The organism is Methylobacterium sp. CM6257 (assembly GCF_054611515.1).
The window spans coordinates 5,515,033-5,534,871 of the sequence record NZ_CM137735.1 but is presented as its reverse complement, the minus strand read 5'-3'; the positions used below and the strand labels follow the sequence as shown (position 1 = coordinate 5,534,871).

The window sequence follows — 19,839 nt, the reverse complement described above, 5'->3', positions numbered from 1 at the left end:
GGGGCTTTCCTCCGCGGTCGCTCTCCGCCGCACGGGTGCCGCGCGCCCGCGCCTCGCCCGCGCCTCGCCCGCTCGTCCAGACAACCATGACGAAATCCTCTCCGGGCGCGCACTCCTCAGTGCCGCGGGAAAACGGGCATTGCGGGCAGCGGTCGACGCAATCGCGCGCGTGCTCTGAAACACGAACAATTCGAGCGGCCTCGTATAGGTCTCGTTCTGTCGCGTTGCGGATGTTCGCGCGGACAGAACAAGGCCGCGCGCATCATGAGCAACGGGTTCTACGGTAAATTCTGCGTTCATCCTGTTATCGGTGCCGGGGTTCTTCTTCGCAGGACGTTGCGCGGCCGCGCCGGCTTCGGGCGCTCGCCAAGCTCGGCGTCGCGGCGGCCTGCGCCTTGGGGCTGGCGGCCTGCGTCACGCCGCAGGAGCGGCACGCGATGGATCAGAACCAGTGCTACGCCTTCGGGTTCGTGCCCGGCACCGACGGCTTTGCCGAGTGCATGATGGGGCTGCATCAGGAGCGCGCCGCCGCGCAGGCCAACCGCGACCTGGACTGGCAGGCCCAAGTCGCCGAGCAGAACCGCCGCCGCGAGGCGCGGCACGACCTCGACAAGATGATGAGCCTGCAGCGCAGCGGCGATCCGCGCTTCCCCGTCTGCGGGGCCTCGTCGGACGGCGGCATGGGTCGCCGGACCATGACTTGGTACGGCGCCAACTGCCGCGCCCGCTGACCCGGATCGAGGGAGATGCCCCATGTCTGACGTGACGACGCGCGGCCCGGACGATCCGAGCAAGATCATCTTCGTGACGACGGCCCTGTTCAGTGTCGCAGTCGGGTTCGGGACCGGCGACATCGCGTGGTTCATGCTGGCCGTCATCGCCAGCGCCACCCTGCTCTGCGCGAGCTACTGCCTGATCCGGCGCTGGCTCGACTGGAAGCCGCTGAACGTCGACTACTTGGCGGATCTCGTCCGGGTGATCAGCCCGCCCTGAGGCGACGCCTTGCACGGCCCGCGCGGTGGATCCGCGGGGCCGCCCCGGACGGCGCAGGTCCGCGAAGATCTGACCGCTCCACGATTCCGTCCCTGGCTTACTGCTCCGCCCCCGAGGCCACCATGACCCTCGCCCTGATCCTTACCGGCATCCTCATCGTCAACCTCGCGATCGCGGGCCTCTTCTCGCTGGTGGCTCTGTGGGCCGATTGAGCGTCGGACCTACGGCGCTCCAACGCAGTTCGCATAGAAGGTTGTCGTCGCCGGCCAGTCGGAGAAGACGCCCAGCACGCCGACCTGCCCGTGCAGCACGTCGAGCAGCCGCAGGATGTCGCCATCCCCGGTCACGACCGGCTTGATCGACTGATAGTAGTAGCCGCCGCCATCCTTCAGCGGCCCCGAGCGCTCCAGCGACCAGGCGATCAGGCCGAGCCCGGCCTTCTTCGCCTCCCGGGCGTAGGTCGAGGGCTCGATGGCGCCCTCCGGGCCCGGCCGGACCAGCATCCACAGGGGCGGCGCCAGGATCCGCACGCCTTTGCCGGCGAGTTCCGCCATCCCGGGGGTCCAGGTCGCCGGCTTCTCCGGGTCGAAGCCCGTGGTGGTCTCGTCGCGGTCGTCGAGGAAGATCGCCTGCCGGCCGAAATCCGGGTCCTTCTCCAGCCAGTACAGGATGTCCCGCAACTGGAAGCTCTGCGGGTAGACGTCCGAGGCCGGAATGCCCGCCTGCCTGTACTCGTCGATGAGCTGCTGGGCGTACATGTCCTGCGTGTAGGTCCCCTCGAACGGCATCGCGACCTGCGGGGCCTTCAACTCCGGGGTGAACTTGCGGCCCATCCCCTTCACCAGCGCGATGTAGTCCCTGTGGGACATCAGCGTGCCGGTGGTGGCGTAGAGGTCCGTGCGCCAGCGGGGCGTGGCATTCATGTAGGCGGCGACCGTGGTGGCGTCCGGGTCGGCCGCGTCCATCTTGCCCTGGAGCGACGTGAACTCGTCCAGCGTCAGGTCGCTGGTGCAGCACTTGGCCGAGGCCTTGCGCCCGGTGGCCGGGTCGGCCGGATGGAAGCCCTGGCTGCACTTGGCGGCGAGCTCCGGCCGGGCCAGGATGTCGGTGGTCGTGTGCAGGTCGCACTGGCTGTGGCGGCAGACGAGCTGGCGGTCCTTGGTGAAGGCCACGTCGCACTCGATGATCCCGGCACCCATGCGGCCGGCGGCGATCAGCCCCTCCCGAGTATGTTCAGGGAACATCAGGGGTGCCCCCCGGTGCGAGATCGAGAAGGTCCGCGGCGTGTAGGGGCGGTCGATCCCGCAGGCAGCGAGCCGCTCCTTCAGCGGCCCGGGCTTGAGCTGGTCGACGAGGTAGAACGGCCGCGGCCCGAGCTGCGCAAGATCGCCCGCCAGCGCCGGGGCGCCCGCCAGGATCAGCGCCAGCCCCGCCAGGATCGCACGCATCGCGGACCTCCTCGTCTCGGGCTGCCGGTAGGGGGCCACCGTGACAGGCACGTGAACGCACGTCTCGCCCAATCGGGAGCCGCGTGATAGCCGCGGGGCCATGAGCGAAGCCGCACCGTCCCTGACTCGCCGCACGCCACGCTCAGCCGCCACGTTCGCGGGCTTCGGCGCGATCCTGCTTTGGTCGTTGCTCGCCCTGTTCACCGCGGCCTCCGGCGCGGTGCCGCCGTTCCAGCTCGCCGCGATGACCTTCCTCGTCGGCGGCCTCTGCGGCTGCCTGTCCTGGATCGCCCGGCCGGCCCGCGCCCGCGCGCTCCGCCAGCCCTGGCAGGTCTGGCTGCTCGGGGTCGGCGGCCTGTTCGGCTATCACGCGCTCTACTTCAGCGCCCTGCGCCTCGCGCCGCCGGCCGAGGCCGGGCTGATCAACTACCTCTGGCCGCTGCTGATCGTCCTGTTCTCGGCACGCCTGCCCGGAGCGGGCGGCCTGCGCGCGGGGCATCTCGCCGGCGCGGCCCTCGGCCTCACGGGCGTCGCGGCGCTGTTCGCGGGCCGGGGTGAGCTCGGCTTCGCCGCGGGGGCGCTGCCGGGCTACGCGGCGTCCCTGGCGGCGGCCTTCGTCTGGGCGAGCTACTCCGTGCTCTCGGCCCGGGTCGGACAGGTGCCGACCGACGCCGTCGCGGGGTTCTGCCTTGTCACGGCCGCGCTCAGCCTCGCCTGCCACCTGGTGTTCGAGGCGACGATCTGGCCGGCCAGCGCGGTGCAGTGGGGCGCGGTGGCCCTGCTCGGCCTCGGACCGGTCGGAGCCGCCTTCTATCTCTGGGACATAGGCTGCAAGCGCGGCGATGTCCGGCTGCTCGGAGCCACCGCCTACGCGGCGCCGGTGCTCTCGACGCTGATCCTGGTGGCCGCGGGCTATGCCAACCCCGGCCCCGCCCTGGCGCTGGCCTGCCTGCTCATCGTGTCCGGGGCGCTCGCTGCGGTGCGGGCCTCGCGCGCCGCGCCGGGCGGGGTCTAGCCCCGGGGCGTCGGCCGCCAGTCGGGGGGCGCCATCTCGAAGCCCGCGAAGTCGAAGCCCGGCGAGACCGTGCAGCCCACGAGGGTCCAGGCGCCCAGGCTGGTGGCGGTCTGCCAATGGCCGGCCGGCACCACGCATTGCGGGCGCTGGCCGGCGGCGAGGTCCGGCCCGAGATGCCGGGCTTCGGCGTCGTGCCCGTTCGGGCTCGTGGTGATCACCAGCGGCGCGCCCGCATGCCAGTGCCAGATCTCGGTGGCGTCGACCCGGTGCCAGGCCGAGACCTCGCCGAGATCCAGCAGGAAGTAGATCGCGGTCCCGACCGAGCGGCCCTCGACGGTGCGCGGATCGCGGAACGTCTCGCGGTAATAGCCGCCCTCCGGATGCGGTTTCAGCCCCAGGGTCGCGATCACCTCGGCCGCTGTCATGTCCGCCTCTCCGTACCACGACTCAGCGCGAATTGCCCGCCGCTTGCCGGCACTTGGCACCGATGGTACCGGCCGAAAACCCTGAAGGTCCGAAAAACATGCCGAGCCCGACCGTACGCCTCCACCGCGGCGACCTGCCCGCCGATTACGATCCGGGCCGGGCCGTGGCCATCGACACCGAGACGCTCGGCCTCAACCCGCACCGGGACCGACTCTGCGTGGTGCAGATCTCCACGGGTGACGGCACCGCCGACGTGGTCCAGATCCCGCAAGGTGGCCCGGAGCCCGCCGTGCTCAAGCGCGTCCTCGGCGATCCGGGCGTGCTGAAGATCTTCCACTTCGCCCGGTTCGACGTGGCGGTCCTGTTCAAGGCCTTCGGGGTGATGCCGGCACCGGTCTACTGCACCAAGATCGCCTCCAAGCTCGCCCGCACCTACACCGACCGCCACGGGCTCAAGGACGTGGTGCGCGAGCTCGTGGGCGTCGACCTGTCCAAGCAGCAGCAATCCTCCGACTGGGGCGCCGAGAGTCTGTCGCAGGCGCAGCTCGACTACGCGGCCTCCGACGTGCTCCATCTTCACGCCGCCCGCGAGCGACTCGACGCGATGCTGGCGCGCGAGGGCCGCACCGATCTCGCGGCCGCCTGCTTCGCCTTCCTGCCGACCCGCGCTCGTCTCGATCTCGACGGCTGGCCCGAGACTGACATCTTCGCCCATACGTGAGCGTTTCACCGACGCCAGGGGCGCTTCTCGCGCGAGGTGAGCCTTTCCTGCCACCGCACCGCGAAACGCCGCTGCTAAGTTGGCCGCGTCGGGGCTTCCAAGTCCCGGCCTGACCCTCCTCGCCGGTCACTCACCCGATCAGGCCGGCGAGGAGGGTCCGTCGCCCGTTCAAGTCAGCGTCCGGGGGCCAAACGGCGTCGTGATCCGCGCGGTCCAGCGCGGACCAGCGCCGCGGACGCAGTGCGGCGGGTCGGTGAGGCCAAGCGCCGCGTGGAGTGCAGTCACGGCATCCGGATCCGGATGCGTCAGGACGATCCCCTCGAGATGCGCGCCGAGGTCCGGCATCGTCACGGCGGGGTTCCCGCGCGGTCCCCAATCCATCACGCAGGGCGCGGCGCCGTCCGCCGGCCAAGCTCCCTCCGGGCGCAGGGCGAAGCGCCACGATAGGTCGCCCCGGGTCATCGTGGCAGCCGCGCCGAGCAGCGCGCCACGGGCGGCGAGCACGGAGTCGAGGTCGCCGGTGCGGGCGACGAAGCCGCGCAGTCGCCGGCCCGCCTCCCAATCGGCCCGCACCTGCGCCGCGTCATCGAGGCCGAACCACCGGGCGCGAGAAGGGGGCGCCGCCTCCGGATCGACGGCGATCACCTCTAGGAAGAGGGACGCGCCGAGGCGGAGCAGATGATTGCGTGTGCCCATCTCGCGATGGCGCCCGCCCTCCGGCATGGTGAGACCCAGGCAGTCCCGGACATGGGCCACGCCCTCCGCGAGATCGGGCGCGACGATGACGAGGTGGTCGAGGGTGAGCATCCGGGCGGCCTTCAAGGGGCTGTTCGAGCTGGCGAACGCGGTGCGCCGAAGATCGAAGTGGTACGCATCTCCCACTCACTTCCTCATCCTGAGGTGCGGTGGAGCCGCCCCGAAGGAGCTCTCCAGAAATCGTGCTGACCCCTGGAGCCCTCCTTCGAGGCCTCCGCTCCGCTGCGGCGCCTCAGGATGAGGGTGAGACTGGGAGATCCGGCGTCAAACGGACTTGTCCGGGCGCCGCGCACAGGCCTTTCGATCACCGCCGCCTTCGCGAATGGCCAAGATTCGGCGCTGTCGGCAAAAAAATGGCCGGCGCCCCGTGAGAGGCCCCGGCCGACAAGAGCGTGGGGCCGGGCGTCGCGCCCGGCCCATTCACATCACAGCGAGTAGTAGTGCACGAACTCGATCGGGTGCGGGGTCATCTCGTAGCGCAGCACCTCGGTCATCTTCAGCTCGATGAACGAGTCGATCTGGTCGTCCGTGAACACGCCGCCTTCCTTGAGGAAGGCCCGGTCCTTGTCGAGGCTGGTGAGCGCCTCGCGCAAGCTGCCGCACACGGTCGGGATCTTCTTCAACTCCCGCGGGGGCAGCTCGTACAGGTCCTTGTCCATGGCCGGGCCCGGGTCGATCTTGTTGCGGATGCCGTCGAGGCCGGCCATCAGCAGCGCCGAGAACGCCAGGTAGGGGTTCGCCATCGGGTCGGGGAAGCGGACCTCGACGCGCTTGGCCTTCGGGCTCTTGGTCCACGGGATACGGCAGGAAGCCGAGCGGTTGCGCGCCGAGTAGGCGAGCAGCACCGGCGCCTCGTAGCCCGGCACCAGGCGCTTGTACGAGTTGGTCGACGGGTTGGTGAAGGCGTTGAGCGCCTTGGCGTGCTTGATGATGCCGCCGATGTACCAGAGGCACTCCTGCGAGAGGCCGGCATATTTGTCGCCGGCGAAGATCGGCTTGCCGTCCTTCCAGATCGACTGGTGGACGTGCATCCCCGAGCCGTTATCGCCGTAGACGGGCTTGGGCATGAAGGTCGCGGTCTTGCCGTAGCTCTGCGCGACGTTGTGGATGCAGTACTTGTAGATCTGCATATGGTCGGCGAGCAGGGTCAGCGTGTCGAACTTCATCCCGAGCTCGTGCTGGGCCGAGGCCACCTCGTGGTGGTGCTTCTCGACCTTCACGCCCATGGATTGCATGGCCGCGAGCATCTCGCCGCGCATGTCCTGGGCCGAGTCCTGCGGCGGAACGGGGAAGTAGCCGCCCTTGGTCTGCACGCGGTGGCCGAGATTGCCGCCCTCGTAATCGGTGAAGCCGTTGGTCGGCAGCTCGGTGGAGTCGAGCTCGAAGCCGGTGCGGTAGGGGTCGGCCGCGAACTTCACGTCGTCGAACACGAAGAATTCGGCCTCGGGGCCGACATAGATCGTGTCGCCGATCCCGGTCTGCTGCAGGTAGGCCTCGGCGCGCTTGGCGGTGCCGCGGGGATCGCGGCCGTAGGGCTCGCCGGTCGCCGGCTCCAGCACGTCGCAGACGATCGACATGGTCGCGGCGGAGAAGAACGGGTCCAGGGTGGCGGTTACCGGGTCCGGCATCAGCAGCATGTCGGACTCGTTGATCGCCTTCCAGCCGGCGATCGAGGAGCCGTCGAACATGGTGCCCTCGTCGAAGATCTCCTCGTCGATGAGCGACACGTCAAACGTCACGTGCTGCCACTTGCCGCGCGGGTCGGTGAACCGGAAGTCCACGTAGCGCACGTCGTTGTCCCGGATCGTCTTCAGCACCTCGGCCGCGGTGGTCATCGTGGGCATCCTCCAGGGATCTCTGAATCGTCTCTCGTGGCGTACCCGCACCCGAGCGCGTGCGCCGGCAAGCGGGGCTTGATATCCGTCACGGGCGTACCTTGCCACCCGCAGGGTCACGGAATCGGCTTTCGGTTGGAACGATCGATCTACGATCCCGCGCGATCTCGAAACCGTGATCGCGAAAAACCGCTTCTAGGGCACCGTTGTCCCGCGGCAATAGCCAATGTGGCACGCTCTGTGCGAAGGCGGCGACGGCCGTCGGCAAGGCGGCCAGCCGTTCGCGTCTTCCAGGGTTGCCCCGGTCGCGCATCGAAAACGGACGAGAGAACCGGAATGACCAAATATAAGCTCGAGTACATATGGCTCGACGGGTATACGCCGACCCCGAATCTCCGCGGTAAGACGCAGATCAAGGACTTCGACAGCTTCCCGGCCCTCGAGCAGCTCCCGATGTGGGGCTTCGACGGCTCGTCCACCAAGCAGGCCGAGGGTGGCAGCTCCGACTGCATGCTCAAGCCCGTGCGCCACTTCCCTGACCCGGCCCGCAAGAATGGCGTGCTGGTGCTCTGCGAAGTGATGATGCCGGACGGCATTACCCCGCATGAGTCGAACAAGCGCGCCACCATCCTGGACGATCCGGGCGCCTGGTTTGGCTTCGAGCAGGAGTACTTCCTCTACAAGGACGGCCGCCCGCTCGGCTTCCCGGCCACCGGCTACCCGGCCCCGCAGGGCCCGTACTATACCGGCGTCGGCTACTCGAACGTGGGCGATGTCGCCCGCAAGATCGTCGAGGAGCACCTCGACCTCTGCCTGGATGCCGGCATCAACCACGAGGGCATCAACGCCGAGGTGGCCAAGGGCCAGTGGGAATTCCAGATCTTCGGCAAGGGCTCTAAGAAGGCCGCCGACGAGATGTGGATGGCTCGCTACCTCCTCCAGCGCCTCTGCGAGCAGTACGGCATCGACGTCGAGTACCACTGCAAGCCGCTCGGCGACACCGACTGGAACGGGTCGGGCATGCACTGCAACTTCTCGACCGCTTTCATGCGCGAGCACGGCGGCAAGGCCTACTTCGAGAAGCTCATGGAGGCGTTCAAGAACGCCCGCGAGGAGCACATTGCCGTCTACGGCCCGGACAACCACATGCGGCTGACCGGCAAGCACGAGACCGCCTCGATCCACGAGTTCTCGTACGGCGTGGCCGACCGCGGCGCCTCGATCCGCGTGCCGCATTCCTTCGTCAACAACGGCTACAAGGGCTACCTTGAGGACCGCCGTCCGAACTCCCAGGGCGACCCCTACCAGATCGCCTCGCAGGTGCTGAAGACGATCGCTTCCGTGCCGACCGAGGCCGCTGCCGCCGCGTGAGACGCGATGGGGAGCACGACGCTCCCGGTGCCGAACCAGCGAAGCCGGGCCTGTGGGTCCGGCTTCGCCGTTTTCAGGGCAGGAGGGCCGGCTCGGAAACGGCTGCGTTCAGGTGCGGCGCGGCCGCTCGTCTTCGCGGATCGCGGCTTCGTGGTACCAGGCACCGCCGCCAAAGCTCGGCACGGTGGCCGGCTTCGTGGCCGACGCAGGCCGAGGCGCTGCGCGGGTGCGGCGGAATGCGGACAGATCGTAGATCTTGGCGCTCTCGCGCGGGTCCGTCTCGGCCATCGCACATCCTCCTGCATCAGGTTCAAGCGGCCGATCCGGTCGGCCGTTCCCGATGATGTGGGGTGCGGAAGGCGGCGCTCCATGGCGGAAAGCGCCGATGCCGGACATTCGTGCAGCGCGAATTCTTAGGCAGAACGGATCCGGCGGCATCAGGGCCGCTCGGAGGAGGGCCTCAGATGGCGTCCGTTCCGGTCTCGCCGGTGCGGATGCGGATCGCTTCCTCGATGCTCGACACGAAGATCTTGCCGTCACCGATGCGGCCCGTCTGGGCGGATTTGCGAATTGCCTCGACGGCGCCTTCGACCAGCGCGTCCGACAGCACGATCTCGAGCTTCACCTTGGGCAGGAAGTCGACCACGTATTCGGCGCCCCGGTAGAGCTCCGTGTGGCCCTTCTGCCGGCCGAACCCCTTCGCCTCGATGACGGTGATGCCCTGGAGGCCGACCTCCTGGAGCGCCTCCTTCACCTCGTCGAGCTTGAAAGGCTTGATGATCGCTTCGATCTTCTTCATGCCGCTCGGGCCTGCGCTACGGTGCCTGGCTTTTCTAACATCCCCGTGACGCTTTCGCCACGCCGTTTTCTCGGTGCAGCCGACCGGACTGCCTATTCTATGTGCTAAATCTGCACATCCTTCGGGCGTTTTGCGGATTTTTGGCGCGGTTTTGGTCAGGGCATGGTTGGCGCACGGGCAGAGGCGGAGGTGGACATGCGATTGCTGACGGTCGCGGCGATGAGGCAGGTCGACGCTGCGGCGATCGCCGGCGGGACCCCGGGCCTCACGCTCATGGAGGCGGCCGGCGCCGCGGTGGCCGCCCGCGGCCGGGTCCGTCTGCCGGAGGCGGGCCGGGTCGTGGTGTTGTGCGGACCCGGCAACAACGGCGGCGACGGCTTCGTGGCCGCGCGTCTGCTGGCGGAAGGCGGTTTTGCCGTTGACCTCTTCCTGCTCGGCGATCGCGAAGCCCTCAAGGGCGACGCCGCTCTCGCCGCCAAGGGCTGGACCGGTCCGGTGCGCGACGCCGCATCGGCAGCGCTCCCGGCCTGCGACCTCGTGGTCGATGCCCTGTTCGGGGCTGGATTGTCGCGCGACCTCGACGGCGCGGTGCGCGCCCTCGTGGAGGCGGTGAACGCCAGCGGGATCCCTGTGCTCGCCGTCGACGTGCCGAGTGGGCTCGACGGCGATACAGGTGCCGTGCGCGGTGTCGCGATCCGGGCGGTGGAGACTGTGACCTTCGTGGCGTTCAAGCCTGGGCACCTGCTCCAGCCCGGGCGGAGCCTGTGTGGCCAACTCAGCCTGGCGGATATCGGGACCGGACGGGCAGCCTTGGAAGCCGGTCTCGCCGCCTGCGGGGCGCCGCTTTACCGGAACGGTCCGGATCTCTGGGCGCGGCACTTCCCCCGGCTCACCGGGGAGAGTCACAAATACACGCGCGGTCACGCCCTCGTCCTGTCGGGTCCCGCTACCAAGACGGGTGCGGCCCGGCTGGCTGCGCGCGGTGCCCTGCGGGCGGGCGCGGGCCTCGTGACGGTCGCGTCACCGGCGGCCGCGCTTCCCGAGAACGCCGCCCATCTGACGGCGATCATGCTGCGGCCCTGCGAGAGCGCCGACGACCTCGACGACCTGCTCACCGACGAGCGCCTGAACGTCGTTCTGGCCGGACCTGGCCTCGGCACCGGCGAGCCCACCCGTGAGCGTGTCGCGGTCGCCGCCGCCGCCGGGCGCGGTCTCGTCCTCGATGCCGATGCGCTGACGAGCTTTGCCGGCCAAGCATCGGTCCTCGCCGCACACCTTGCGGACGGCGATGCGCGGGCGGTGCTCACGCCGCATGCCGGCGAGTTCGCGCGGCTTTTCAAAGGGACGGCTGCGGGCGCGGACGAGGCCGACAAGGTTGCCAGGACCCGCGCGGCGGCCCGGCTCGTTGGCGCCATCGTGGTGCTGAAGGGATCCGACACCGTGATCGCGAGCCCGGACGGGCGCGCGGCCATCAACGACCACGGGAGCCCCTATCTCGGTACCGCCGGCTCGGGGGACGTGCTGGGCGGCCTGATCGCCGGCCTCCTGGCGCAGGGCATGCCAGCGTTCGAGGCCGCTGCGGCCGGCGTCTGGCTCCACGGGGATGCGGGCCTGCGCCACGGCCCCGGCCTGATCGCCGAGGACATCCCGGAGCTGATGCCGGCGGTACTGCGGGATGTCGCGGCGGCCGACCTCAGGTGACCTCGAACAGAGTCCAGAGGCCGGCGTCGAATCGCTCCAGCACCGTGGCGCTGATCAGCCAGCGCCCCGGATTGTCCGCCAGGAAGCCGATCCGCGCGGTCCGGCCCTCGAGGAGCTGGAACGTATCGAGCCAGTAGGGCTCCCAGCCGTCGTCCAGGGGGTGGAGCAGGCGGAAGCAGTGGCCGTGCAGGTGCAGCGCCTGCGGGAAAGCGGTCTCGTTGCGCAGGGCCAGCACCACCACCTGCCCCCGCTTTACCGAGAAGATCGGCTGGAGGCCGGCGACGCCGCTCGCGCCGTTCACCGACCAGATCTTCTGCGGGTCGCCCGTGTAGACGGGATCGGGCGCCGTGCCCTCTTTACCCGCATCCTTTGCGTCCTTCGGCACGAAGGCGCCGCCGGTGATCACCACGTCGCGCCGCAGCGCGTTCTGGAGCTTGATCTCGGCCGGCAGGCGCTTGTTCTCGCCGATCGGGCCGATCGGCGCCCGCTTGTCGGCGACCTTGGCGCCCTTCGTGGTCACGCTCGCGAGCGTCAGCCCCTTGCCGATCAGGGCCTGGATCGCGCAGGTGGCGCCTTCTTCTTCCGGCAGGTCGACCAGCAGATCGTAGCGGGTGCCGGGTGGGAAGGGCAGGGTGGCCCGCAGCGGCTCGAACGTGTCGGTGGGCTGTCCGTCAACGGCCGCCACGTAGACCTTCACACCCTCGAACCGGATCCGCGTCGCGCGGGCATTGCAGGCATTGCCGAGGCGCAGGCGGACGCGGGCCCCCGGGCGCACCTCGAAGGCGCCCGGCACGGGCTTGCCGTTCACCGTGACGAGGTTGCCGAGCCGGCCGTGCGCGGCGGCCAGGGGCGTCTGCCCGAACGGCATCAGGCTGCCGTCCTCCTGGAGTCGCCAATCCTGCAGGACGACGCTGACATCCGCATCGACGGCCGGCGGACTGGTCTCCTCGACGACCAGCATGCCGGCAAGCCCACGACCCGACGGCTCGCTCGCCCCGCCGACAACCAGGGGCCGGATCAGGAAGGATCCGGCATCTGGCGGCGTGAACGCGTAGAGGAAGTCGCCGCCCGGTGCGATCGGCGCCTGGGTCACCCCGCCGACGCCGTCCATGGCATTGACGTTGCGCACCCCGTGCCAGTGCAGCGACAGGGGCTTGTCGGTCCGGTTCTCCACCTTCAGCCGCACCGACTGCCCGAGCTTGACCCGGATCACGGGCGGCAAGGCCTTGCCGTCGAAGCACCAGACCGGCGTCTCGGGTGCGGGGTCGGGCCGGAAGCGGGCCTTGCCCGGCGCCGCCGACAGCGTCGTGGCGTCCGGCTGTGCGGCGTCGGCCGACGGCGGAGATGCCGTCTCGGCTGCGTGCCCCGGACTCTGCTGGGCGCGGACCACCTCCGGCACCAACCCCAGCGCCGCCGCGGCGAGCAGGGTCCGGCGCGACGGCGCGCCGTTGCGCGATTCGGTCGGCGGCTCGGTGCGGGATGGCGGCATGGGATCTCGGCTGCGGCTCGCGACGGGCCCGCTCCATAGCGGCGCGCCGGCCCGCGCGCCACAGGGACAAGTTTTTTGCTGCGGGCCGGCGGACCCATGCTATAGGGCGCGCTTCCGGCGGCCGGCGATGCGCCGGATGTCGGCGCGCGCGGGCGTGGCGGAACTGGTAGACGCGCTGGATTTAGGTTCCAGTGTCGCAAGACGTGGGGGTTCGAGCCCCTCCGCCCGCACCAGGACGTCTGCTGAGGGCGCGGTCCCCCGCGGACCGCCCCGTCTCCGTATCCGACGTCTCGGCATCCCGGACCGCGCGAAAACGACGCCGGCCCGGCCGGCGACCACAGGTTTCTTTGAAGAGCGACGACGACGATGCAGGTGACCGAGATCAACGCCCAGGGGCTGAAGCGCGAGTTTCAGGTTCTGCTGGCCGCCCAGGAACTCGAGGAGCGCCTGACCAATGAGCTGTCCGGCATGAAGGACAAGGTGCAGCTGAAGGGCTTCCGCCCCGGCAAGGTGCCGGTCGCGCACCTGCGCAAGGTCTACGGCCGCTCCGTGATGGCCGAGGTGGTGCAGAACGCTGTCAATGAAGCCAACCGCAAGATCGTCACCGATAACGGCCTCAAGCTCGCCCTCGAGCCGCAGGTCGAGTTTCCGGCCGATCAGTCTGAGGTCGAGAAGGCGCTCGACGCAAAGGGCGACCTCGCCTTCAAGGTGGCCCTCGAGGTGATGCCGAGCTTCGAGCTCGCCGACCTCTCCGACGTCAGCCTCACGAAGCGGGTCGCCAAGCCGTCCGACGAGGAGGTGAACGAGGCCCTCGAGCGCATGGCCGGCCAGAGCCGTCCGTTCTCCGAGCGCGAGGAGGGGGCCGAGGCCCAGACGGGCGACCGGGTCACCATCGACTTCGTCGGCCACATCGACGGCGAGGAGTTCCAGGGCGGCAAGGGCGAGGGCATCGATCTGGAGCTCGGCTCCGGCTCGTTCATCCCGGGCTTCGAGGACCAGCTCGTCGGCGCCAAGACCGGCGAGAAGCGGCTCGTCAAGGTCACCTTCCCCGAGTCCTATGGGGCCGAGCACCTCGCCGGCAAAGATGCCGAGTTCGACGTGACGGTCACGAAGATCCAGGCGCCGGGCGAGGCCAAGTTGGACGACGAGTTCGCCAAGTCTATGGGCATGGAGTCGCTGGAGAAGCTCCGCGAGGCCGTGTCCGAGGCGATCGGCCGGGACTTCGAGGCCGCCTCGCGGCGCCTGCTCAAGAAGGACCTCCTCGACGCGCTCGATGGCAAGTACGCCTTCGAGCTGCCCCCGTCCCTGGTGGCGCAGGAATTCGCCGCCGTGTGGGCGCAGGTCGAGCAGGACCTCAAGAACCGCGGCAAGACCTTCGCGGACGAGGATACCACCGAGGAGAAGGCCCAGGCCGAGTACCGGAAGATCGCCGAACGGCGCGTCCGTCTCGGTCTCGTGCTTGCGCAGGTCGGCGAGAGCGCCGATATCAAGGTCTCGGACGAGGAGGTGAACCAGGCCCTCATCGCCCGGGTCCGGCAGTTCCCGGGCCAGGAGCAGCAGGTCTGGGACTTCTACCGGAAGAATGCGCAGGCGCTCGCGGAACTCCGCGCGCCCCTGTTCGAGGAGAAGGTGGTTGACCACGTCCTCGGGCAGGTGAAACTCGTTGAGGAACCCGTCTCGAAAGAGGCGCTTTTCGCAGACGATGACGACGACACGACCGGCGAGAAGCCGGCAGACAAGGCCGAGGCCAAAGCCGAGGCAAAGGCCGACTGAGGCCCGCTCTGTCCCAGGACGGCGGGCATGGGTTAGGCGATGGTTAAGCATCGCCGGTGTTCGCTGACATGCCCGGGGCTGCCCTGATTCGCGGCAGCCCCGGGCCTCACTCCGGGGCAGGACGAGATGAGAGATCCGATCGACGTCTACAACAACGCGCTCGTGCCGATGGTCGTCGAGCAGTCGAGCCGCGGCGAGCGCGCTTTCGACATCTACTCCCGCCTGCTGCGTGAGCGCATCATCTTCCTCACCGGCCCCGTGGAGGATTACGGCGCCTCGCTGATCGTGGCGCAGTTGCTGTTCCTCGAGGCGGAGAACCCGAAGAAGGAAATCTCCTTCTACATCAACTCCCCCGGCGGCGTGGTCACCTCCGGCCTGTCGATCTACGACACGATGCAGTTCATCCGCTGCCCGGTGACGACCCTCTGCGTCGGCCAGGCCGCCTCGATGGGCTCGCTCCTGCTCACCGCCGGCGAGCCCGGCCATCGCTTCGCCCTGCCGAACGCCCGGATCATGGTCCACCAGCCGTCGGGCGGCTTCCAGGGCCAGGCGACCGACATCCTGATTCATGCCCGAGAGATCGAGGCGCTGAAGCGGCGCCTGAACGAGATCTACGTGAAGCACACGGGCCGCGACTACGACACGATCCATACGGCGCTGGAGCGCGACAACTTCATGACCGCCGACGCGGCCAAGGAGTTCGGGCTCATCGACGAGGTGATCGAGAAGCGGCCCGAGCCGGCAGCCGCCTGACCACCCCGCGTCGCCTGACCGCCGCGGCGCGGCCTTGATCCCGCCGCGGCAGCGTGTTTGCATCCGAAATCCGGCCCTTCGGTCAAAGGCGCACAGCACACTGTTTCTTTAAACGGGCCCCCTTACATTGAAGCGATGCGCGTACGCCCCTAGCCGGCTGCGTACGCGACGAATCGGAGACCGATATGAGCAAGACTGGCGGCAACGACTCGAAGAGCACGCTGTATTGCTCGTTCTGCGGCAAGAGCCAGCACGAGGTCCGCAAGCTGATCGCCGGCCCGACCGTGTTCATCTGCGACGAGTGCGTCGAGCTGTGCATGGACATCATCCGCGAGGAGTCGAAATCCTCGCTGGTGAAGAGCCGCGACGGGGTGCCGACCCCGAAGGAGATCCGCCGCGTCCTCGACGACTACGTCATCGGCCAGGACTTCGCCAAGAAGGTCCTCTCGGTCGCTGTGCACAACCACTACAAGCGGCTCGCGCACGCGACGAAGCACAACGACGTCGAACTGGCCAAGTCCAACATCATGCTGATCGGGCCGACCGGCTCGGGCAAGACGCTGCTCGCGCAGACGCTCGCCCGCATCCTGGACGTGCCGTTCACCATGGCGGACGCAACGACGCTCACCGAGGCGGGCTATGTCGGCGAGGATGTCGAGAACATCATCCTCAAGCTGCTCCAGGCCTCGGACTACAACGTCGAGCGCGCCCAGCGCGGCATCGTCTACATCGACGAGATCGATAAGATCTCCCGCAAGTCCGACAACCCGTCGATCACCCGCGACGTGTCGGGCGAGGGCGTGCAGCAGGCGCTCCTGAAGATCATGGAGGGCACGGTGGCCTCCGTCCCGCCGCAGGGCGGCCGGAAGCACCCGCAGCAGGAATTCCTGCAGGTCGACACGACCAACATCCTGTTCATCTGCGGCGGCGCCTTCGCGGGACTGGAGCGGATCATCTCGCAGCGCGGCAAGGGGACCTCGATCGGCTTCGGCGCGACCGTGCAGGCCCCCGACGACCGCCGCACCGGCGAGATCTTCCGCTCGGTCGAGCCGGAGGACCTGCTGAAGTTCGGCCTCATCCCCGAGTTCGTCGGCCGCCTGCCGGTTCTGGCCACGCTCGAGGACCTCGACGAGGCCGCGCTGAAGAAGATCCTGCAGGAGCCCAAGAACGCGCTGGTCAAGCAGTACCAGCGGCTGTTCGAGATGGAGAACGTCGACCTGACATTCCAGGACGAGGCGCTCTCGCTCGTCGCCCGCAAGGCGATCGAGCGGAAGACCGGCGCCCGCGGCCTGCGCTCCATCCTGGAGACGATCCTGCTCGACACGATGTACGATCTGCCGGGCCTCGAGTCCGTCGAGCAGGTGGTGATCGGTCCGGAGGTGGTGGAGGGCAAGTCGCGCCCGCTCTACATCCACGGCGACCGCAACAAGGATGCGCCCGCCAGCGTCAGCGCGTAAGCGCTTGGTAGGGTTGCGTTAAGCGCCCGGCTCCGGCCGGGCGCGCTGCGGGGAACATCTTGAAAACGCTGCTCTCCGCAGCCACCTCAGGCTCAACGCGGTGGCCGCACGCTCCTTCGAGGTACGGTCCGCGTCACCAGCCGCAAAGTTTTCGAAAGCCCCGACCCTCGCGGCCCGGTCGGCCCCTGGCTGTAGGCGCGCTCCGTGCATGGAGGAGCCGAACCCGGGCGTCCCTGAGAGGAAGTCAGCATGTCACAGTCGAAATCGCGCCAGCCGGTGGTCCCGGGCACGACGGGCTCCTACGCCGTCCTCCCCCTGCGCGACATCGTCGTTTTCCCGCACATGATCGTGCCCCTGTTCGTGGGCCGCGAGAAGTCGATCCGCGCCCTCGAGGAGGCGGTGCGCACGGACCGCCATATCCTGCTCGCCACCCAGATCAACGCGGGCGACGACGATCCGGCCACTGACGCGATCTACAAGATCGGCACCCTTGCCTCGGTCCTTCAGCTCCTGAAGCTGCCCGACGGCACCGTGAAGGTGCTCGTCGAGGGCGTCGGCCGCGCGAAGGTCACGGGTTTCACCCGCTCGGACGAGTACTACGAGGCCACCGCCGAGGCGCTGCACGACGAGCTCGGCGACCGCGTCGAGGCCGAGGCGCTCGCGCGCTCGGTGCTCTCGGAGTTCGAGAATTACGTCAAGCTGAACAAGAAGATCTCCCCCGAGGTCGTCTCCGCCGTGACCCAGATCGACGAGCCCTCCAAGCTCGCCGACACGATCGGCTCGCACCTGCTCGTCAAGATCTCCGACAAGCAGGGCATCCTGGAGACCCCCACGGTGGCGCAGCGCCTCGAGCGCGTGCTGTCGCTGATGGAGAGCGAGATCTCTGTGCTCCAGGTAGAGAAGCGCATCCGGACCCGCGTCAAGCGGCAGATGGAGAAGACCCAGCGCGAGTACTACCTGAACGAGCAGATGAAGGCGATCCAGAAGGAGCTGGGCGACTCCGAGGATGGCCGCGACGAGCTGGCCGAGCTAGAAGAGAAGATCGAGAAGACCAAGCTCTCCAAGGAGGCTCGCGACAAGGCTACGGCCGAGCTGAAGAAGCTGCGCCAGATGTCGCCGATGTCGGCCGAGGCGACCGTCGTGCGCAACTACCTCGACTGGATGCTCGGCATCCCGTGGGGCAAGCGCTCGAAGATCAAGAAGGACCTGCTCGGCGCCCAGGCGCTGCTGGACGAGGACCATTTCGGCCTCGACAAGGTCAAGGAGCGGATCGTCGAGTACCTCGCCGTGCAGCAGCGCGCGAACAAGCTCACCGGCCCGATTCTGTGCCTCGTCGGTCCCCCCGGCGTCGGCAAGACCTCGCTCGGCAAGTCCATCGCCAAGGCGACGGGTCGCGAGTTCGTGCGCATGTCGCTCGGCGGCGTGCGTGACGAGGCCGAGATCCGCGGTCACCGCCGGACCTATATCGGCTCGATGCCCGGCAAGATCGTGCAGTCGATGCGCAAGGCCAAGACCTCGAACCCGCTCATCCTGCTCGACGAGATCGACAAGATGGGCATGGATTTCCGCGGCGATCCGTCGGCGGCGCTCCTTGAGGTGCTCGACCCTGAGCAGAACAGCACCTTCAACGACCACTACCTGGAGGTGGATTACGACCTCTCGAACGTGATGTTCGTGACCACGGCCAACACCCTCAACATCCCGGGCCCGCTCATGGACCGGATGGAGGTGATCCGCATCGCCGGCTACACCGAGGAGGAGAAGGTCGAGATCGCGCGCAAGCACCTGATCCCGAACGCCCTGAAGAAGCACGGCCTCGGGACGGACGAGTGGTCGATCGACGACGACGGTCTGCTGATGCTGGTCCGCCGCTACACGCGGGAGGCCGGTGTCCGTAACCTGGAGCGCGAGCTGTCCAACCTGATCCGCAAGGCGGTGAAGGAGATCCTGATCACCAAGACCAAGGCGGTCGCGGTGACCCCGGACACCCTTCCGGTCTTCCTCGGTCCGCCGAAGTTCCGCTACGGCGAGATCGACGCGGACGATCAGGTTGGCGTGGTGACGGGTCTGGCCTGGACCGAGGTCGGTGGCGAGCTGCTGACGATCGAGGGCGTCATGATGCCCGGCAAGGGCAAGATGACGGTCACCGGCAACCTGAAGGATGTGATGAAGGAGTCGATCTCGGCGGCGGCGAGTTACGTCCGCTCCCGGGCCCTTGACTTCGGCATCGAGCCGCCGCTCTTCGAGCGCCGCGACATCCACGTCCACGTTCCGGAGGGGGCGACCCCGAAGGACGGTCCGTCGGCCGGCATCGCCATGGCCACTGCGATCATCTCAACGCTGACCGGGATCCCGGTCCGACGCGACGTCGCGATGACCGGCGAGGTGACGCTCCGCGGCCGGGTGCTGCCGATCGGCGGCCTGAAGGAGAAGCTGCTCGCCGCGCTCCGCGGCGGCATCAAGACGGTGCTGATCCCCGAGGAGAACGCCAAGGACATCGCCGAGGTGCCCGATAGCGTGAAGAACGGGCTGGAGATCGTGCCCGTGTCGCGGATGGATCAGGTGCTGGAAAAGGCGCTGGTCCGCCAGCCCGAGGCGATCGAGTGGGAGGAGCCGCTGCCAGTGGCCAAGCCCGCCCGGACCGAGGAGGACGGGACCGCCTTCGTGGCGCACTGACCGCCCTCTGACGTGATCGAGTCGAGCCCCCGGAGTCCAACTCCGGGGGCTTTTTTGCGCGCGGCGCCTGCCAGATCCGCATCCTGCTGAGCGACCCGAACACCATCGCGGACGTGCTTTGCGGCGCGGCCCCTTGCACCGGACCGCTGCCATGCCGTAACGGTCGGCCGCCGGGCGGTTAGCTCAGTTGGTAGAGCGTCTCCTTTACACGGAGAGGGTCGGGGGTTCGAGTCCCTCACCGCCCACCAACCCACGGGCGTGTGCGAGCCCATTGGACGGTCGGGCCGCGGGCGGTTCGACGCTGCGACCCGGAAGCTTTCCGGAAAAGTGTGTTGCGGCTTCCGGTTCGGTCTGCCGCAAGGGTCATGGATGCGGCAGGGTCATGATCGGCCGCGCATGTGCACCCCTTGTCATGAGATGCGGCCAATGCCGCCGAGTCCGGATTTTCGACCTAGATATATGGCTTTTCATCAATAAAATGCTGCAGAATTTCCGCAGATATATTTTAGCGTTAAAATATAATCCGAAATAAATGCTGATTATTACTGTATCGGAGCATCACGCAGGACGGGCGCTCCCATGGGCAGCGCGGTTTGATTTCGGGCTCCGATTGAAAGACGACGTCC

Annotated in this window: 17 protein-coding genes and 2 tRNA genes; 12 read left to right on the top strand and 7 right to left on the bottom strand. The window is 68.4% G+C overall.

The window, feature by feature from the left end; translation table 11 throughout:
* The first annotated feature begins 437 nt into the window (after positions 1-437).
* Positions 438-731, top strand: coding sequence for a hypothetical protein (locus ACYCO6_RS27005; protein WP_459765063.1), 294 nt, complete (start codon positions 438-440; stop codon positions 729-731).
* 22 nt (positions 732-753) lie between these two features.
* Positions 754-993, top strand: coding sequence for a hypothetical protein (locus ACYCO6_RS27000; RefSeq protein ID WP_459765061.1), 240 nt, complete (start codon positions 754-756; stop codon positions 991-993).
* Positions 994-1,214: 221 nt separating this feature from the next.
* Here the strand turns inward: ACYCO6_RS27000 and ACYCO6_RS26995 are convergent, their stop codons facing one another.
* Positions 1,215-2,441 (bottom strand): glycerophosphodiester phosphodiesterase family protein, encoded by a 1,227-nt coding sequence (locus ACYCO6_RS26995; RefSeq protein ID WP_459765059.1) that lies wholly within the window; start codon positions 2,439-2,441, stop codon positions 1,215-1,217.
* Between the two features lie 100 nt (positions 2,442-2,541).
* On the opposite strand from ACYCO6_RS26995, the gene yddG reads away from it, so the two are divergent.
* Positions 2,542-3,456, top strand: a complete 915-nt coding sequence (gene yddG / locus ACYCO6_RS26990) for an aromatic amino acid exporter YddG (protein WP_459765057.1) — start codon at positions 2,542-2,544, stop codon at positions 3,454-3,456.
* Here yddG and ACYCO6_RS26985 read toward each other — a convergent pair.
* Positions 3,453-3,881 (bottom strand): cupin domain-containing protein, encoded by a 429-nt coding sequence (locus tag ACYCO6_RS26985; protein WP_459765055.1) that lies wholly within the window; start codon positions 3,879-3,881, stop codon positions 3,453-3,455. The two genes, yddG and ACYCO6_RS26985, sit on opposite strands and share 4 nt — an antisense overlap.
* A gap of 98 nt (positions 3,882-3,979) precedes the next feature.
* Here ACYCO6_RS26985 and ACYCO6_RS26980 point away from each other — a divergent pair, with 98 nt between their 5' ends.
* Entirely contained in the window at positions 3,980-4,603 is a 624-nt protein-coding gene (locus ACYCO6_RS26980; protein ID WP_459765053.1) for a ribonuclease D, read from the top strand.
* Between the two features lie 168 nt (positions 4,604-4,771).
* Here ACYCO6_RS26980 and ACYCO6_RS26975 read toward each other — a convergent pair whose 3' ends face one another.
* On the bottom strand, positions 4,772-5,410 hold the full coding sequence (locus ACYCO6_RS26975; protein WP_459773752.1) for a VOC family protein: 639 nt from the start codon (positions 5,408-5,410) through the stop codon (positions 4,772-4,774).
* Between the two features lie 374 nt (positions 5,411-5,784).
* Positions 5,785-7,194, bottom strand: coding sequence for a type I glutamate--ammonia ligase (gene glnA / locus ACYCO6_RS26970; RefSeq protein WP_459765051.1), 1,410 nt, complete (start codon positions 7,192-7,194; stop codon positions 5,785-5,787).
* 336 nt (positions 7,195-7,530) lie between these two features.
* On the opposite strand from glnA, the gene ACYCO6_RS26965 reads away from it, so the two are divergent.
* On the top strand, positions 7,531-8,565 hold the full coding sequence (locus ACYCO6_RS26965; RefSeq protein WP_459765049.1) for a glutamine synthetase beta-grasp domain-containing protein: 1,035 nt from the start codon (positions 7,531-7,533) through the stop codon (positions 8,563-8,565).
* Positions 8,566-8,673: 108 nt separating this feature from the next.
* Here the strand turns inward: ACYCO6_RS26965 and ACYCO6_RS26960 are convergent, their stop codons facing one another.
* Together ACYCO6_RS26960 and ACYCO6_RS26955 are read right to left on the bottom strand one after the other, a co-directional pair.
* Entirely contained in the window at positions 8,674-8,853 is a 180-nt protein-coding gene (locus tag ACYCO6_RS26960; RefSeq protein ID WP_459765047.1) for a DUF2735 domain-containing protein, read from the bottom strand.
* A gap of 172 nt (positions 8,854-9,025) precedes the next feature.
* The gene (locus tag ACYCO6_RS26955) at positions 9,026-9,364 is read right to left on the bottom strand and encodes a P-II family nitrogen regulator (RefSeq protein WP_056097227.1); all 339 of its coding nucleotides are present in this window, start codon (positions 9,362-9,364) and stop codon (positions 9,026-9,028) included.
* A 195-nt stretch (positions 9,365-9,559) separates the two neighbouring features.
* Between ACYCO6_RS26955 and ACYCO6_RS26950 the strand changes: the two genes are divergently transcribed.
* Positions 9,560-11,065: an NAD(P)H-hydrate dehydratase gene (locus ACYCO6_RS26950; RefSeq protein ID WP_459765044.1), complete on the top strand. Its 1,506-nt coding sequence runs from the start codon at positions 9,560-9,562 to the stop codon at positions 11,063-11,065.
* Here ACYCO6_RS26950 and ACYCO6_RS26945 read toward each other — a convergent pair.
* On the bottom strand, positions 11,058-12,554 hold the full coding sequence (locus ACYCO6_RS26945; protein WP_459765042.1) for a multicopper oxidase family protein: 1,497 nt from the start codon (positions 12,552-12,554) through the stop codon (positions 11,058-11,060). The two genes, ACYCO6_RS26950 and ACYCO6_RS26945, sit on opposite strands and share 8 nt — an antisense overlap.
* A 148-nt stretch (positions 12,555-12,702) precedes the next feature.
* On the opposite strand from ACYCO6_RS26945, the gene ACYCO6_RS26940 reads away from it, so the two are divergent.
* From ACYCO6_RS26940 to ACYCO6_RS26915, 6 genes are all read left to right on the top strand, one after another.
* Positions 12,703-12,787: transfer RNA gene (locus ACYCO6_RS26940), tRNA-Leu, on the top strand.
* 133 nt (positions 12,788-12,920) lie between these two features.
* On the top strand, positions 12,921-14,327 hold the full coding sequence (tig, locus tag ACYCO6_RS26935) for a trigger factor (protein WP_459765040.1): 1,407 nt from the start codon (positions 12,921-12,923) through the stop codon (positions 14,325-14,327).
* A gap of 126 nt (positions 14,328-14,453) precedes the next feature.
* Positions 14,454-15,080, top strand: coding sequence for an ATP-dependent Clp protease proteolytic subunit (locus ACYCO6_RS26930; protein WP_012322036.1), 627 nt, complete (start codon positions 14,454-14,456; stop codon positions 15,078-15,080).
* A 185-nt stretch (positions 15,081-15,265) separates the two neighbouring features.
* Positions 15,266-16,537, top strand: a complete 1,272-nt coding sequence (clpX, locus tag ACYCO6_RS26925; protein ID WP_010684321.1) for an ATP-dependent Clp protease ATP-binding subunit ClpX — start codon at positions 15,266-15,268, stop codon at positions 16,535-16,537.
* Between the two features lie 249 nt (positions 16,538-16,786).
* Positions 16,787-19,213, top strand: a complete 2,427-nt coding sequence (gene lon / locus ACYCO6_RS26920; RefSeq protein WP_459765036.1) for an endopeptidase La — start codon at positions 16,787-16,789, stop codon at positions 19,211-19,213.
* 172 nt (positions 19,214-19,385) lie between these two features.
* A tRNA-Val gene (locus ACYCO6_RS26915) sits at positions 19,386-19,461 on the top strand.
* The last annotated feature ends 378 nt before the right edge of the window (positions 19,462-19,839 follow it).

Coding starts and splice junctions, on each gene's coding strand:
- ACYCO6_RS27005 (WP_459765063.1), top strand. CDS start 438: ATGGATCAGAACCAGTGCTACGCCTTCGGGTTCGTGCCCGGCACCGAC.
- ACYCO6_RS27000 (WP_459765061.1), top strand. CDS start 754: ATGTCTGACGTGACGACGCGCGGCCCGGACGATCCGAGCAAGATCATC.
- ACYCO6_RS26995 (WP_459765059.1), bottom strand. CDS start 2,441: ATGCGTGCGATCCTGGCGGGGCTGGCGCTGATCCTGGCGGGCGCCCCG.
- yddG (WP_459765057.1), top strand. CDS start 2,542: ATGAGCGAAGCCGCACCGTCCCTGACTCGCCGCACGCCACGCTCAGCC.
- ACYCO6_RS26985 (WP_459765055.1), bottom strand. CDS start 3,881: ATGACAGCGGCCGAGGTGATCGCGACCCTGGGGCTGAAACCGCATCCG.
- ACYCO6_RS26980 (WP_459765053.1), top strand. CDS start 3,980: ATGCCGAGCCCGACCGTACGCCTCCACCGCGGCGACCTGCCCGCCGAT.
- ACYCO6_RS26975 (WP_459773752.1), bottom strand. CDS start 5,410: ATGCTCACCCTCGACCACCTCGTCATCGTCGCGCCCGATCTCGCGGAG.
- glnA (WP_459765051.1), bottom strand. CDS start 7,194: ATGACCACCGCGGCCGAGGTGCTGAAGACGATCCGGGACAACGACGTG.
- ACYCO6_RS26965 (WP_459765049.1), top strand. CDS start 7,531: ATGACCAAATATAAGCTCGAGTACATATGGCTCGACGGGTATACGCCG.
- ACYCO6_RS26960 (WP_459765047.1), bottom strand. CDS start 8,853: ATGGCCGAGACGGACCCGCGCGAGAGCGCCAAGATCTACGATCTGTCC.
- ACYCO6_RS26955 (WP_056097227.1), bottom strand. CDS start 9,364: ATGAAGAAGATCGAAGCGATCATCAAGCCTTTCAAGCTCGACGAGGTG.
- ACYCO6_RS26950 (WP_459765044.1), top strand. CDS start 9,560: ATGCGATTGCTGACGGTCGCGGCGATGAGGCAGGTCGACGCTGCGGCG.
- ACYCO6_RS26945 (WP_459765042.1), bottom strand. CDS start 12,554: ATGCCGCCATCCCGCACCGAGCCGCCGACCGAATCGCGCAACGGCGCG.
- tig (WP_459765040.1), top strand. CDS start 12,921: ATGCAGGTGACCGAGATCAACGCCCAGGGGCTGAAGCGCGAGTTTCAG.
- ACYCO6_RS26930 (WP_012322036.1), top strand. CDS start 14,454: ATGAGAGATCCGATCGACGTCTACAACAACGCGCTCGTGCCGATGGTC.
- clpX (WP_010684321.1), top strand. CDS start 15,266: ATGAGCAAGACTGGCGGCAACGACTCGAAGAGCACGCTGTATTGCTCG.
- lon (WP_459765036.1), top strand. CDS start 16,787: ATGTCACAGTCGAAATCGCGCCAGCCGGTGGTCCCGGGCACGACGGGC.